This window comes from Pseudomonas sp. RIT778, from assembly GCF_019718735.1.
In the GTDB taxonomy this organism is placed as follows: domain Bacteria; phylum Pseudomonadota; class Gammaproteobacteria; order Pseudomonadales; family Pseudomonadaceae; genus Aquipseudomonas; species Aquipseudomonas aphyarum.
Genome location: NZ_JAIHBA010000023.1, coordinates 20482 through 34333, shown reverse-complemented (window position 1 = coordinate 34333; position 13852 = coordinate 20482). Strand labels below are relative to the sequence as shown.

General features: G+C 61.5%; 13 protein-coding genes. 8 read left to right on the top strand and 5 right to left on the bottom strand.

Going from position 1 to position 13852, the window contains the following annotated elements; translation table 11 throughout:
• Window positions 1-15 precede the first annotated feature (15 nt).
• The 6 genes from iolD to K5E37_RS16940 all read left to right on the top strand — a co-directional run bounded on the left by iolD (window position 16) and on the right by K5E37_RS16940 (window position 7927).
• A complete protein-coding gene (iolD, locus tag K5E37_RS16965) occupies window positions 16-1947 on the top strand; it encodes a 3D-(3,5/4)-trihydroxycyclohexane-1,2-dione acylhydrolase (decyclizing) (protein WP_221534586.1) in 1932 nt (643 codons plus the stop codon).
• A 35-nt stretch (window positions 1948-1982) separates the two neighbouring features.
• Window positions 1983-3008, top strand: a complete 1026-nt coding sequence (locus K5E37_RS16960) for a Gfo/Idh/MocA family protein (protein WP_085607781.1) — start codon at window positions 1983-1985, stop codon at window positions 3006-3008.
• Window positions 3009-3074: 66 nt separating this feature from the next.
• Window positions 3075-4124, top strand: a complete 1050-nt coding sequence (locus K5E37_RS16955; RefSeq protein ID WP_221534585.1) for a Gfo/Idh/MocA family protein — start codon at window positions 3075-3077, stop codon at window positions 4122-4124.
• A 160-nt stretch (window positions 4125-4284) separates the two neighbouring features.
• Window positions 4285-5211 carry a sugar ABC transporter substrate-binding protein gene (locus K5E37_RS16950; protein WP_085732515.1) on the top strand — a complete coding sequence of 309 codons (927 nt, stop codon included), beginning with the start codon at window positions 4285-4287 and terminating at the stop codon, window positions 5209-5211.
• Window positions 5212-5281: 70 nt separating this feature from the next.
• A complete protein-coding gene (locus K5E37_RS16945; protein ID WP_221534584.1) occupies window positions 5282-6847 on the top strand; it encodes a sugar ABC transporter ATP-binding protein in 1566 nt (521 codons plus the stop codon).
• Window positions 6848-6904: 57 nt separating this feature from the next.
• The gene (locus tag K5E37_RS16940; RefSeq protein WP_007956055.1) at window positions 6905-7927 is read left to right on the top strand and encodes an ABC transporter permease; all 1023 of its coding nucleotides are present in this window, start codon (window positions 6905-6907) and stop codon (window positions 7925-7927) included.
• 105 nt (window positions 7928-8032) lie between these two features.
• Here the strand turns inward: K5E37_RS16940 and K5E37_RS16935 are convergent, their stop codons facing one another.
• Window positions 8033-8290 carry a hypothetical protein gene (locus K5E37_RS16935; RefSeq protein WP_085607776.1) on the bottom strand — a complete coding sequence of 86 codons (258 nt, stop codon included), beginning with the start codon at window positions 8288-8290 and terminating at the stop codon, window positions 8033-8035.
• A 225-nt stretch (window positions 8291-8515) separates the two neighbouring features.
• Between K5E37_RS16935 and K5E37_RS16930 the strand changes: the two genes are divergently transcribed.
• The gene (locus tag K5E37_RS16930) at window positions 8516-8845 is read left to right on the top strand and encodes a hypothetical protein (RefSeq protein WP_007956060.1); all 330 of its coding nucleotides are present in this window, start codon (window positions 8516-8518) and stop codon (window positions 8843-8845) included.
• 57 nt (window positions 8846-8902) lie between these two features.
• Here the strand turns inward: K5E37_RS16930 and K5E37_RS16925 are convergent, their stop codons facing one another.
• From K5E37_RS16925 to K5E37_RS16910, 4 genes are all read right to left on the bottom strand, one after another.
• Window positions 8903-9316, bottom strand: coding sequence for a VOC family protein (locus K5E37_RS16925; protein ID WP_007956062.1), 414 nt, complete (start codon window positions 9314-9316; stop codon window positions 8903-8905).
• A gap of 159 nt (window positions 9317-9475) precedes the next feature.
• Complete coding sequence (locus K5E37_RS16920; protein ID WP_221534583.1) at window positions 9476-10420, bottom strand: alpha/beta hydrolase; 945 nt, start codon at window positions 10418-10420, stop codon at window positions 9476-9478.
• Window positions 10421-10532: 112 nt separating this feature from the next.
• Entirely contained in the window at window positions 10533-11531 is a 999-nt protein-coding gene (locus K5E37_RS16915; RefSeq protein ID WP_221534581.1) for an NAD(P)H-quinone oxidoreductase, read from the bottom strand.
• Between the two features lie 64 nt (window positions 11532-11595).
• The gene (locus tag K5E37_RS16910) at window positions 11596-12816 is read right to left on the bottom strand and encodes a YbfB/YjiJ family MFS transporter (protein ID WP_221534579.1); all 1221 of its coding nucleotides are present in this window, start codon (window positions 12814-12816) and stop codon (window positions 11596-11598) included.
• Window positions 12817-12928: 112 nt separating this feature from the next.
• Here K5E37_RS16910 and K5E37_RS16905 point away from each other — a divergent pair, with 112 nt between their 5' ends.
• Window positions 12929-13804, top strand: a complete 876-nt coding sequence (locus K5E37_RS16905; RefSeq protein WP_221534577.1) for a LysR family transcriptional regulator — start codon at window positions 12929-12931, stop codon at window positions 13802-13804.
• The last annotated feature ends 48 nt before the right edge of the window (window positions 13805-13852 follow it).

Genomic DNA, 13852 nt, shown 5'->3' with positions numbered 1-13852 from the left:
TTGAAAGGTGCGGTTATGACCACAACAAGACTGACCATGGCCCAGGCCCTGGTGAAATTCCTCGATAACCAGTACATCGAGGTCGATGGCGTTCAGAGCAAGTTCGTCGCCGGAATCTTTACCATTTTCGGCCACGGCAACGTGCTGGGCCTGGGGCAGGCACTGGAGCAGGACAGCGGTGACCTGATCGTCCATCAGGGCCGCAACGAACAAGGCATGGCCCATGCGGCAATCGGTTTCGCCAAGCAGCATCTGCGGCGCAAGATCTACGCCTGCACCTCGTCCGTGGGGCCGGGCGCGGCGAACATGCTGACCGCTGCCGCCACCGCGACCGCCAACCGGATTCCCTTGCTGCTGTTGCCGGGTGATGTCTATGCCTGCCGTCAACCGGACCCGGTGTTGCAACAGATCGAGCAGTTCCACGACCTGAGCATCAGCACCAACGATGCGTTCAAGGCCGTGAGCAAATACTGGGATCGCATCAACCGTCCCGAACAATTGATGACCGCAGCGATCCACGCCATGCGCGTGCTCACCGACCCCGCCGAAACCGGCGCCGTGACCCTGGCCTTGCCGCAGGACGTGCAGGCCGAGGCCTACGATTATCCCGATTACTTCCTGCAAAAACGCGTGCATCGCATCGAGCGTCGTCCGGCCACTGAAGCGATGCTCGGCGATGCCGTGGCACTGTTCAAAGGCAAGCGCAAACCGCTGATCATCTGTGGTGGCGGCGTCAAATACTCGGGCGCCAATGCGGCGTTGCAGGCGTTTGCCGAGCGCTTCGATATTCCCTTCGCCGAAACCCAGGCCGGCAAAAGCGCGCTGGTGTCCAGCCATCCGCTGAACGTCGGCGGCATTGGCGAAACCGGTTGCCTGGCGGCGAACCTGCTGGCCAAGGACGCAGATCTGATCATCGGTGTCGGCACTCGTTACAGCGATTTCACCACCGCGTCGAAATCCTTGTTCCAGCACCCTGACGTGCAATTTCTCAACCTCAACATCAGCCCGTGCGATGCCCTGAAACTCGACGGCGTGCAACTGCTGGCGGATGCCCGGACAGGTTTGTCGGCGCTGGCCGAAGCGCTGGGCGACTACCGTTCCGGCTGGGGCGATCAACCTCGTCAGGCCAAGGCGCAACTGGATGAGGAAGTGGATCGCCTGTATCAGGTCGACTACCAGGCACGGGATTTCATCCCGGAAATCAACGACCACCTCGATCCGGCGGTGTTGCGCGAATTCATCGAGCTGACCGGTTCCTGCCTGACCCAAAGTCGCGTGCTCGGCGTGCTCAATGAAACCCTCGCCGATGATGCGGTGATCGTCGCCGCTGCCGGCAGCCTGCCCGGCGATTTGCAGCGCAGCTGGCGCAGCAAGGGGGTGAACACCTATCACGTCGAGTACGGCTATTCGTGCATGGGCTATGAGGTGAACGCCGCGCTGGGCGTGAAGCTCGCCGAGCCCGAGCGCGAGGTCTATGCGCTGGTGGGCGACGGCTCCTACATGATGCTGCACTCGGAACTCGCCACTTCGATCCAGGAGCGGCGCAAGATCAACGTGGTGCTGTTCGACAACATGACCTTCGGTTGCATCAACAACCTGCAGATGGGCAACGGCATGGACAGCTTTGCCACCGAGTTTCGTTTCCGCAACCCGCAAACCGGCAAGCTCGACGGTGCTTTCGTGCCGGTGGATTTCGCCATGAGCGCGGCGGCCTACGGCTGCAAGACCTACAAGGTGAACACCGTTGAAGGGCTGCAGGCGGCGCTGGCGGATGCGCGCTTGCAGACGGTCTCGACCCTGATCGACATCAAGGTTCTGCCCAAGACCATGATTCACGGTTACCTGTCGTGGTGGCGGGTCGGCGTGGCGCAAGTCTCCACCAGCGCCCGCACCGACGCGGTGGCCAAAACCCTGAACGAACGACTGGCCAAGGCCCGTCATTACTGATTGCCCTGAATCGAACAACCACAAGGAATCCTTTCATGTCATTGCTTTCCCAAGCGTTGCGGCTAGGCGTCATCGGCACCGGGGCCATCGGCCAGGACCACATCCGTCGTTGCAGCCAGACCTTGCTCAACAGTCAGGTCGTGGCGGTCACCGACATCAATCTGCAGCAGGCGGCCAAGGTCGTCGCTGACCTGAAACTGACCGCCGAGGTCTATCCCGACGGCCACGCGCTGATCCAGGCGCCGGACGTCGACGCGATCCTCGTCACTTCCTGGGGCCCGAGCCACGAAGAGTTCGTGCTGGCCGCGATTGCGGCGGGCAAACCGGTGTTCTGCGAGAAGCCGCTGGCCGTCACCGCCGAAGGCTGCCGCAAAATTGTCGAGGCCGAAGTGGCCCACGGCAAACGGCTGGTGCAGGTCGGTTTCATGCGTCCGTACGATGAAGGTTATCGCGCGTTGAAGTCGGTGATCGACAGCGGCCAGATCGGCGAACCATTGATGCTGCATTGCGCGCACCGCAACCCGAGCGTGGGTGAAAACTACAAGACCGACATGGCGATCACCGACACGCTGATCCATGAGCTGGACGTGCTGCGCTGGTTGCTCGACGACGATTACGTCTCGGTGCAGGTGGTGTTCCCGCGCAAGAGCAGCAAAGCCCTCGCGCACCTGAAGGATCCGCAGATCGTGCTGTTGGAAACCGCCAAGGGCACGCGCATCGACGTGGAGGTTTTCGTCAATTGCCAGTACGGCTACGACATCCAGTGCGAAGTGGTGGGGGAGACCGGCATCGCCAAACTGCCGGAGCCGTCCCAGGTTCAATTGCGCAGTGGGGCCAAGCTGTCCAACGCGATTTTGATGGACTGGAAGGATCGCTTTATCGCGGCCTATGACGTCGAGTTGCAGGCGTTCATCGATGGCGTGCGGGCAGGGCAGGTCGGTGGGCCTTCGGCGTGGGATGGCTTCGCCGCTGCTGTTGCGGCCGATGCGTGCATCGAAGCGCAGAACAGCGGAGCGATCGTCAACGTTGCACTGCCTGATCGCCCGAGGTTCTACGGTTAACGCTGCTCCCACAACCACCGCGTTTTCCCGAGACGCGGTGACATAACAATAAGAAGGAGTTCAGACATGCGCATCGGACTTGTCGGTTACGGCCATGGCGGCCGGTTTTTTCATGCTCCGCTGATCAGCAGCCTGCCGGCGGCGACGTTCGTCGGCGTGGTCACCCGTTCAGCGGAGCGCCGACAGTTGCTGGCGGCGGAGCATCCGGGTGTGCCGGCCTTCGACAGCATCGGCCAGTTGGTGGAAGCCGGGATCGATGTGCTGGTGGTATCGACGCCCCTCAAAGGACGGCCGGCACTGGTGCTCGACGGCATCGAACACGGCGTGGCGGTGGTCAGCGACAAGCCGTTCGCCGCCGACTGGCAGCAGGCGCAAACCCTGATCACCATGGCCGAGCGCCAGAATGTACCGCTCAGCGTCTATCAAAACCGGCGCTGGGATTCGGACTTTCTAACCGTGCGCAAACTCATCGAATCCGGCGCGCTGGGCCAGGTCAGCCGGTTCGAGTCGCGGATCGAGCGTTACTCGCCGTCGTCGGTTCACAACGGCAGCGGCGGTGGTTTCCTGCGCGATCTTGGCAGTCATCTGGTCGATCAGGCGCTGTTGCTGTTCGGCCCGGTGACACGGGTCTACGCCGAACTGGACTACCTGGAAAAAGACCAGACCTTCGATCACGGCTTCTTCATGTCCCTGACCCACGCCAGCGGCGTGACCTCGCACCTGGGCGGCAGTTGCCTGCAGAACAGCCCCGGCCCGCGCTTTCGGGTGAGCGGTACGCTGGGTTGTTACAGCGTCGAGGGGCTGGACGGGCAAGAGGCCCAGGCACTGGCCGGGCTTTCGCCGAAAACCGAAGGCGAGCGCTGGGGCGTCGAGGAGCACCGCCGTTGGGGCTGGTTCGAGCACGGAGAGGAACGCGAACGGGTTCCGTCTGAGCGCGGCTGCTGGAGTCAGTTCTATTTGCAGCTACAAATCGCGTTGCAAAACGGTGGCCCACTGCCCGTTGACGCCCGTGATGCACTGGCGACAACCCGCGTGCTAGACGCTGCGCGCCTGAGTTTCAAGCGTCATCAGGTGGTGGAACTGAGCGAGTTTGCAAGCCATGGAATAAAATCATAATAAAATTCTAAAACAGGTTGATATGGAAAATATTTTCCAATAAAGTCGATTCCAGATTCACTGTCTCGGGATACGTTTCAACGCTTCGACTGCTTGTCCGCTTACTGAAATCGTCATGCCTCATCCATAAAACCAACAAGAATGTGGAGAAAGACTTTTCATGAAGACCAAGACCCGCTTTGCCTCACTGGCCTTGTCCCTGATGTTCGCCAGCGGCGCTGTGCTGGCTGATATGAAGATCGGCGTCAGCATGTCCCAGTTCGATGACACCTGGCTGACCTACCTGCGTGAATCCATGGACAAGAAAGCCAAGTCCTATCCCGACGGCGTCAAGCTGCAGTTCGAAGACGCCCGCAGCGACGTGGTCAAGCAACTGAGCCAGGTCGAAAGCTTCATCAGCCAGAAGGTCGACGCCATCGTGGTCAATCCGGTGGATACCGCCGCCACCAAAAAGATCACCGAAGCCGCAGTGAAGGCCGGCATTCCGCTGGTCTACGTCAACCGCCGCCCCGATGACCTGAACCTGCCCAAAGGCGTGGTAACCGTTGCTTCCAACGACCTGGAAGCCGGCGAGATGCAGATGCAGTACCTCGCCGACAAAATGGGCGGCAAGGGCGACATCGTGATTCTGCTGGGCGATCTGGCGAACAACTCCACCACCAACCGCACCAAGGGCGTCAAAGAGGTGCTGGCCAAATACCCGGACATCAAGGTCGAGCAGGAGCAGAGCGGCGTCTGGCTGCGGGACAAGGGCATGACGCTGGTCAATGACTGGCTGACCCAGGGCCGCAAGTTCGACGCGGTCGTCTCCAACAACGACGAAATGGCCATCGGTGCCGCCATGGCCCTGCAACAGGCCGGCGTCGCCAAAGGCAGCGTGTTGATCGCGGGTGTCGACGGCACGCCGGACGGCTTGAACGCTGTGAAGAAGGGCTCGCTGGCCGCTTCCGTGTTCCAGGACGCCAAGGGTCAGGCCGACGGTTCCATCGATACCGCGGTGAGAATGGCGAAGAACGAGCCGGTCGAGCCGGCGGTCTGGGTGCCGTTCCGCCTGATCACGCCGCAAAACGTTGACCAGTTCAAATAGTCCGTCCGTTCAATAACAACAATAAGCCCGCAAGGTGGCGACCGCGACCTTGCTGATGGAGTACCTGATCATGTTCGCTTCAGCGACTGCTTCGAGCACCCCTGTGACGGGGAGCCCGCCCACTGCACTACCTGTCGAAGAGCCGTACCTGCTGGAGATCCTCAACGTCAGCAAGGGTTTCCCCGGTGTGGTGGCGTTGTCCGATGTGCAACTGCGGGTACGCCCCGGTTCCGTGCTGGCGCTCATGGGCGAGAATGGCGCGGGCAAATCTACCCTGATGAAAATCATCGCCGGCATTTACCAGCCAGACGCCGGCGAGCTGCGCCTGCGGGGCAAGCCGGTGGTGTTCGAAACGCCGCTAGCAGCGCTTCAGGCCGGGATCGCGATGATCCACCAGGAACTCAACCTGATGCCGCACATGAGCATCGCCGAAAACATCTGGATCGGCCGCGAGCAGCTCAACGGCTTTCACATGATCGACCACCGGGAAATGCACCGCTGCACGGCGAAACTGCTGGAGCGCCTGCGGATCAACCTTGACCCCGAAGAACTGGTCGGCAACCTGAGTATCGCCGAGCGGCAGATGGTCGAGATCGCCAAAGCCGTGTCTTACGACTCCGACATCCTGATCATGGACGAACCGACGTCGGCCATCACCGACAAGGAAGTCGCCCATCTGTTCTCGATCATTGCCGACCTGAAAAACCAGGGCAAAGGCATCATCTACATCACCCACAAAATGAACGAAGTGTTCGCGATCGCCGATGAAGTGGCGGTGTTTCGCGACGGGGCCTACATCGGCCTGCAGCGGGCCGATTCCATGGACAGCGACAGCCTGATTTCGATGATGGTCGGTCGCGAGTTGAGCCAGTTGTTTCCGGTGCGGGAAAAGCCGATCGGCGATCTGTTGCTGTCGGTGCGCGACCTCAAGCTCGATGGCATTTTCAAGGGTGTGTCCTTCGACCTGCACGCCGGGGAAATCCTGGGCATCGCCGGGTTGATGGGCTCGGGCCGGACCAATGTGGCTGAGGCGATCTTCGGCATCACGCCCAGCGACGGTGGCGAGATCCGCCTCGATGGCGAGGTGGTGCGCATCAGTGATCCGCACATGGCGATCGAGAAGGGCTTCGCGCTGTTGACCGAGGATCGCAAGCTCAGTGGTCTGTTCCCGTGTCTCTCGGTGCTGGAGAACATGGAAATGGCCGTCCTGCCGTATTACGCCGGCCACGGGTTCATCCAGCAAAAGGCCTTGCGCGCCTTGTGCGAGGACATGTGCAAGAAGCTGCGGGTTAAAACCCCGTCGCTGGAGCAGTGCATCGACACCCTGTCGGGTGGCAATCAGCAGAAGGCCTTGCTGGCCCGCTGGCTGATGACCAACCCGCGCATCCTGATTCTCGACGAGCCGACCCGCGGCATTGATGTCGGCGCCAAGGCCGAGATTTACCGGCTCATCGCCTACCTCGCCAGCGAGGGCATGGCGGTGATCATGATTTCTTCGGAGCTGCCGGAAGTGCTCGGCATGAGCGACCGTGTGATGGTCATGCACGAGGGCGACCTGATGGGCACCCTCGACCGCAGCGAGGCGACTCAGGAGCGGGTGATGCAACTGGCTTCGGGCCTGTCCTCGGTTCATTAATGGATACCGCTGGTGGCCGAGGCCGCCGTCGATGATGCGATAGAAAGGTGAGTGGTTATGAACGCGATACTGGAAAACAAACCGGCCACGGCACCGGTCAAGAGTCGCCGGCGCTTTCCGACGGAGCTGAGTATTTTCCTGGTGCTGATCGGCATTGGCCTGGTATTCGAACTGTTCGGCTGGATCGTGCGCGATCAGAGCTTTCTGATGAACTCCCAGCGGCTGGTGTTGATGATCCTGCAAGTGTCGATCATCGGCCTGCTGGCGATTGGCGTGACCCAGGTGATCATCACCACCGGTATCGACCTGTCGTCGGGCTCGGTACTCGCGTTGTCGGCGATGATCGCGGCCAGTCTGGCGCAGACCTCGGATTTCGCCCGGGCGGTGTTCCCGTCACTGACCGATTTGCCGGTCTGGATTCCGGTGATTGCCGGGCTCGGTGTCGGGCTGCTGGCGGGGGCGATCAACGGCAGCATCATCGCCATCACCGGGATTCCGCCGTTCATTGCCACGCTGGGCATGATGGTTTCGGCCCGAGGCCTGGCGCGTTACTACACCGAAGGCCAGCCGGTGAGCATGCTGTCGGATTCCTACACGGCGATCGGCCACGGCGCGATGCCGGTGATCATTTTTCTGGTGGTGGCGGTGATCTTCCACATCGCGCTGCGCTACACCAAATACGGCAAATACACCTACGCCATCGGCGGCAACATGCAGGCGGCGCGCACCTCAGGCATCAACGTCAAACGCCATCTGGTCATCGTCTACAGCATCGCCGGGTTGCTGGCGGGGCTGGCCGGCGTGGTGGCTTCGGCTCGCGCCGCCACCGGACAGGCCGGGATGGGCATGTCCTATGAGCTGGATGCGATTGCCGCCGCAGTTATCGGTGGTACCAGTCTGGCGGGCGGGGTGGGGCGCATCACCGGCACGGTAATCGGCGCACTGATCCTGGGGGTGATGGCCAGCGGGTTCACGTTTGTCGGGGTCGATGCTTACATCCAGGACATCATCAAGGGACTGATCATCGTGGTCGCGGTGGTGATCGACCAATACCGCAACAAGCGCAAGCTCAAACGCTGAAGTCCATCATCCCGGCCTTGGAAAAGGGATGCGCGTAAAACAGTCAAGCCGATCGGAAGATCGGCTTTTTTGTGTCTGCGAAAACTGCAGAGGCGGCAAAGTCGTTCAGGGTTTCTTTTCTTCCATCCCATTCTTTGATTCGCTGGATGTTTGCGCATCCTTCTCTGTCTCATGGGTCTCTGCACCGGAGTTCGACCCCGAGGCTTCCTCACCCTTTTTGTCGGCCTTGTCTTCCTTGGATTCGGTGCCTCCCTGATTGACTCCAGGAATGCCGGTTGGCGGGACGCTGCTTCCCGCCATTGCAAGCGGTGCGGTGGCAGACAAAAGACTTCCAAGCATGAGGGCTGCAATGGTTCTGTTCATCGTCGGGGCTTCCGCGTCGGGTGGATTTACCTTGGAAAATCAGAGGCGAAACAAAGTGCCGAGCGGCTGACGGGCGGGAGAGGTGGGAGACGGGTGGCTGTGTAGCCGCGCATCTGTGTGGAGAGCCTCCGGTCGAGCATGGCTGCAACAGGCGGCAAATTGCTGGCCCCCGAATGTTTCAAGTCCCGGCAAACTCGCCTTTTTTCAAAAGGTTAGGTGGGCTATATGCGGACGATTGTCATCACCGTAGCAACGCTTTCCCTCGCTCTGTTCGCGTTGGAGGCCCAGGCCAGGGAACTGAGCAAGAGCCATCGTTTTGCGTGTACCTGGGGTTCGGATATTGCCGCCGGTGCGCAACAATCGAAGCTTTCGGGCATTTCTCTTTATGGTGCGCGAAAGCGCTTGCAGGCGCGCAAGTTCCAGCAACCGTGGATGCGCATGACCGCCATGGGCATCACTGAGCAGACCTACGACAGCGCGTCGCGGCTGAAGCCGGCGGCCGTCAAGCAGACCTACTACGAACAGTGCGTTCGGCACGAGCTGGCCCAGCGTTGAATGAAAAAGCCCGACCTGAAGAGGTCGGTCTTTTTCATGTCCGGTGCAATGAGAGCGTCACTTGTCACTTTCGCAATTGACCATCCACGACACGCCAAAACGATCCACCAGCATGCCGAAGCGCGCGGCCCAGAAGGTGGCTTCCAGCGGCATGTCGACACGACCGTCCTTGGCCAGGGCGTTAAACACCCGCTCGGCCTCGGCGATGCTGTCGACATTCAGGGAAATCGAGCAACCGCTCATGCCTTGGGTCGGGCGGTCGGGGGTGGTGTCCGACGCCATGAGCATCTGATCGCCGACTTTCAGGCAGGTGTGGATGATCAGGTTGTGATGCTCTTTGGGGACATGTTCGGCGGCTGGGGTTTCGCCGAAGGTCATCATCGCTTCGAGTTTGCCTTGCAGGCATTGCTCGTAAAACGTGAAGGCCGCGCGGCAGTCGCCGTTGAAGATCAGGTACGGGTTGATTTTCATGAGGGTGCTCCCGAATAGGCAGTTAGACGCGGCGCGGCCGGGTGTGCCGAAGCAGCGTCATGGATTGACTCCATCCAGCAAAGCGTTAGAACGCCGGATTGCCAGCCGATGCTGCAAGAATTTCCTTTCGGGGTGACCGATGGTCTGCGGGGAGGGGCGTCAGGAGTCGCGCGGGTTCCTCTGTACCGCGGCGCCCGCCACTCGGGCGGCAGGTCGGGTCTGCATCAGCGCATCAATCGCTTTGCGATAGTTCTGTCCGCCCAGCGCCATGCTGTTGTTGTGCGTTGCGCCGGGCACCAGCAACAGGCGTTTCGGTTGTCGGGCGGCGGCGAACAGTTGCTCGCTGAAGCGTGACGGCACGAATGCGTCGGCCAGGCCGTGCACCACCAGCAGCGGCATGTGGATCTCGGCGATCTTGTCGATGGAATCGAATTTCTGCGACAGCAACCAACGGACGGGAAGAGAGGTGTTGGCCACGGCAGCCGCGACATCCGCCAATGAGGTGAAAGTGGATTCGATGACCAGCCCACGCACCGGCAGTGGGGTGTGATGGCTGGCAGCATCGCGGCCGAGTTCGGCAGCCAGATCGATGGCAACCGCGCCCCCCAGCGAATGCCCGTAGATTAGGCGTTTGTTCCGGTCCGGTTGCAACAGCTGGAAGCGTTCCCAGGCCACCCGCGCATCTTCGTACACCGTGCTTTCCGACGGCAGGTCGCCATGACTCTGGCCGAAGCCGCGATAGTCGATGGCCAGTACCGAATAACCTGCTGCGCGCAATTGCTCGATACGAAACAGTTGCCCGGTGAGGTTCCAGCGTACGCCGTGCAGATAAAGGATGGCCGGAGCATCGGCGCGCTCCGCCGGCCACCACCAGGCGTGAATGTTTTGCCCGGCCTTGAAGCTCTTCGGTTGCAGGTCGAGTTCCTGCACGCTGCCGGGCAATCCGTGATACCAGCCGGCGGTGCCCGGTTCGATGCGAAACAGCAGCTTGCGTTCGGTGTGTTCCAGCACGGCACAACTCGCCGGCACGCCGATGATCAGGGCGACCATGCAGGCGAACGCCAGACGGCGGCGTCGAAGTCGGGTCATGAAGGCAAGGAACATTAAACGTTTCACCACGGCGCGGACAAAGAACGCTTTTTACCAGATGCCTTGACCCGTGCGTGACATTTTCGACCACCGCACGCCTGCAACGATTACAAAATACTGCAGCGACTCAGTCGATCTTCAGCACAATCTTGCCGATGTGGTCGCCCGCTTCCATGTGCGCATGGGCCTTGGCTGCGTCGGCGAGCGGGTAGACCTTTTCGATGATCGGCAGGCAGCGTCCGGCGGCGAGCACCGGCCAGACGTGTTCGCGCAATTGATCGGCGATGGCGGCCTTTTCCGCCGCGGTACGGGCGCGAAGCAGGGAACCGGTAACCACCGCACGCTTGCCGAGGATCGCCAGCAGATCGATGTCATTGGCCCGCGCGCCACCGAGGAACCCGAGCATTACCAACCGCCCATCCATCCCCAAGGCGCTGATGTTCCCGTTGAGGTACGAGCCGCCCATGATGTCGAGGATCACATTGACGCCCTGGCCGGCGGTTTTTTCAGCGATGACAGCCACGAAATCCTGTTCCCGGTAGTTGATCGCTTCGCCGCCCAGTTTGCGGATCGCTGCGCATTTGTCGGCGCTACCGGCGGTGGCGAAGGCTTCGATGCCAAACTCGCGGCATAGCATCAACGCGGTGGTGCCGATGCCGCTGGTGCCGCCGTGAATCAAGGCGCGCTGACCTCGGCTGGCGCCGCCGAGACCGAACAGGTTGGCCCACACCGTGAAAAAAGTTTCGGGAATGGCCGCTGCCTGAATCCAGTCCAGCCCATCGGGGATCGGCAGGGCCTGGCCGGCCGGGACCGTGCAGTATTCGGCGTAACCTCCGCCATTGGTCAGTGCGCAGACCCGGTCACCGACCGCGAATGTGCTGACACCGCTGCCAATTGCCACGACCTCGCCGGCCACTTCAAGGCCCGGAATCGGGTTCATGCCGGGCTTCATCGGGTATTTGCCGGCGCGTTGCAGAGCGTCGGGGCGATTGATGCCGGCGGCGCGCACGCGGATCAGTATTTCGCCCTCTGCGGCGGCCGGCAGCGGAACGCGTCGGGATTGCAGAACCTCGGGCCCGCCCGGTTCGGTGATTTCGATTCGGGTCATTTCGGTAGGCAACGTCATTTTCGATTCCTCTTGAAACAAGTGATCAGTAGATGGGAGCACAGGCAGGGCGCAATGATTCCCGTCATTGGGCGCAGCAGCGTTGTTCGACGGAGGAGGGCAGCAGTTTTATGGCGTGCTCAAGTATCAGCGCGATCACGATGGCACCGCCGGCAATCACAAAGAGCAGCACATGCTGTCCGCCCGTGGCGTTGAACAGCGCCGAATAGGCGAAGCCGGCCAGCGCCTGAAACGTGGCGAACGACACCGTGGCCCGGCTCCACGCCACCTGTTGGCGATGATGATCCGGCACCAGCTCATGCACCCGTGCCAACGCCAGCGGGACAATGCCCGGCGGAAACGAACCGAGGATCACTGCCAGCAGTGCCAGCGCCAGGACCGAATGCGAAATGGCCAGCAAGCCAAGGGTGATCGCCTGCACCACCAGCACCAGACGAATGCCGGTCCGCGCGCCGAGATGATCGGCGAGGAAGCCATAACTCACCGGGCCGACGATGGCGCCCAGACCGTACATGATCCAGACCAGCGCGCCGACGTGCGCCCCGGCGCCCAGGCCACGGGCGACGTAATCCACCAGGAAAACCATGGCCGGCACCAGCCCGGCGGCCATGAACGCGTACTGGGCAAACAGCAGATAAACAGCAGGCGGTGTCGGCTCGACCGGATCCAGCTGAGCCGTTGCGGTGGTTGCATGGGGCAGCTCCGAAGGCCAGCCGAACCAGCTCAAAGCCGTCAGTGCCAGCGACAAAACTCCCAATCCCAGCCACGTCGCTTGCAGGCCCAGATTCAGCAGCAGCGGGACGATCGTGCCGGAGCCAGCGATGCCAAGACCGATGCCGAGGAAAATCGCCCCGCTGGCCAGGCCTTTGCGCGCGGCCGGTACATGCGGCAGCACCGTCGCGGCCACCAGCACCATGATCGCGCCGCCCGCGATGCCGGACAGCAGGCGCCAACCGAAATACCAGCTCACCGACACCGGGTACGCACAGGCGAAAAACGCCACGGTTACCGCCAGCATCATCAGTCGCAAGGCATTTCTCTGGGTGAGCCGACGTGCCAGCGGTCGGCCGAGGAGGGCGCCGATCAGGTAACCGACCAGGTTGGCCGCGCCGAGATAGACCACATCATGGGCGGAAAACCACTGCGCCTGAATCAGCGAAGGGATGAGCGGCGTGTAGGCGAAACGCGCCAGACCGATGCTGACCAGGCTGGCGCAGAGTCCGGCGAAGATCGCCAGCCAGACACTCGTGTCCGGACGTTCGGGCGAAGCAGTTGAAGTGCGCATGACGGCAATCCTGTGGAAAGGTTTATGGCGTCCAGCATATCGGCTATTGTTGCTGCGTTAATGCAGCAAGTTTGCGTTGTAGTGATGCGTTTATGCATCAATGGAGAACGGTATGAATTGGGATGACGCACGGGTGTTTCTTGCGGTTTGTCGCGAGTCGACGTTACGCGGCGCCGCGCGCGTGCTGGGCGTGGATCAGGCGACAGTCGGGCGACGCATCACCTCACTGGAAAAGTCGCTGGGCGCGACCTTGTTCCTGCGCACCTCCGAGGGCTATGCACTGACGGCCGTCGGCGAAGCGGCGCTCAAGTCGGTGGAAAAAATGGAGCATTCGGCGCTGGAGCTGGAGCGGCGAATCCAGGGCCTGGACGACCGTCTGACCGGCAGTGTGCGGGTCAGCACCACCGATTCGCTGGCCATCGATTTCCTGATCCCGGCCATCGCGCAGTTGCACGAACGGCATCCGGACGTGCGCGTGCAACTGGACGCCTCCACGCAGATCCTCAGCCTGGCCAAACGCGAAGCTGACATCGCCGTACGCAATACCCGCCCGGACAACCCGGACCTGATCGCCCGGCGCATCGCGCGTTGGCCCGTGGGGCTGTTTGCCTCGCAGGACTATGTCGACAGGCATGGTGTGCCGGCGCCGGGCAGTGCGTTTGAGGGCCATGATCTGGTGGTGTACCAGCCATATCTGCAAGGCAACAAGGACCTGACCCTGGTGACCGAGCCCGTGACTCGCGGGCGGATCGTCGCCGGTCTGAGCTCCAGTCTGCTGGTCCGACGCTCGATTGCCGCCGGTCTGGGTGTAGGAGAAATTCCGGTCTACATGGGCGAGCGCGATGGTCTGCTCAGACTGTGGCCGGAGCGTACGCGGCCGTTGCCTTATGAAGTGTGGCTTGTGACCCACGCGGATCTGCGCCATACCGCGCGGGTCAGGGCGGTGATCGAGCAGATTGTCGAAGCGTTTGCGCTGGAGAATGAGTAGTCCTTGATGCCGTGTAGGACGGCTACATCAGCTGACGATCTTGCCTAC

Bases quoted from the DNA above. Each gene is read 5' to 3' on its own strand.
- iolD (WP_221534586.1), top strand. From the start codon at position 16: ATGACCACAACAAGACTGACCATGGCCCAGGCCCTGGTGAAATTCCTC.
- K5E37_RS16960 (WP_085607781.1), top strand. From the start codon at position 1,983: ATGTCATTGCTTTCCCAAGCGTTGCGGCTAGGCGTCATCGGCACCGGG.
- K5E37_RS16955 (WP_221534585.1), top strand. From the start codon at position 3,075: ATGCGCATCGGACTTGTCGGTTACGGCCATGGCGGCCGGTTTTTTCAT.
- K5E37_RS16950 (WP_085732515.1), top strand. From the start codon at position 4,285: ATGAAGACCAAGACCCGCTTTGCCTCACTGGCCTTGTCCCTGATGTTC.
- K5E37_RS16945 (WP_221534584.1), top strand. From the start codon at position 5,282: ATGTTCGCTTCAGCGACTGCTTCGAGCACCCCTGTGACGGGGAGCCCG.
- K5E37_RS16940 (WP_007956055.1), top strand. From the start codon at position 6,905: ATGAACGCGATACTGGAAAACAAACCGGCCACGGCACCGGTCAAGAGT.
- K5E37_RS16935 (WP_085607776.1), bottom strand. From the start codon at position 8,290: ATGAACAGAACCATTGCAGCCCTCATGCTTGGAAGTCTTTTGTCTGCC.
- K5E37_RS16930 (WP_007956060.1), top strand. From the start codon at position 8,516: ATGCGGACGATTGTCATCACCGTAGCAACGCTTTCCCTCGCTCTGTTC.
- K5E37_RS16925 (WP_007956062.1), bottom strand. From the start codon at position 9,316: ATGAAAATCAACCCGTACCTGATCTTCAACGGCGACTGCCGCGCGGCC.
- K5E37_RS16920 (WP_221534583.1), bottom strand. From the start codon at position 10,420: ATGTTCCTTGCCTTCATGACCCGACTTCGACGCCGCCGTCTGGCGTTC.
- K5E37_RS16915 (WP_221534581.1), bottom strand. From the start codon at position 11,531: ATGACGTTGCCTACCGAAATGACCCGAATCGAAATCACCGAACCGGGC.
- K5E37_RS16910 (WP_221534579.1), bottom strand. From the start codon at position 12,816: ATGCGCACTTCAACTGCTTCGCCCGAACGTCCGGACACGAGTGTCTGG.
- K5E37_RS16905 (WP_221534577.1), top strand. From the start codon at position 12,929: ATGAATTGGGATGACGCACGGGTGTTTCTTGCGGTTTGTCGCGAGTCG.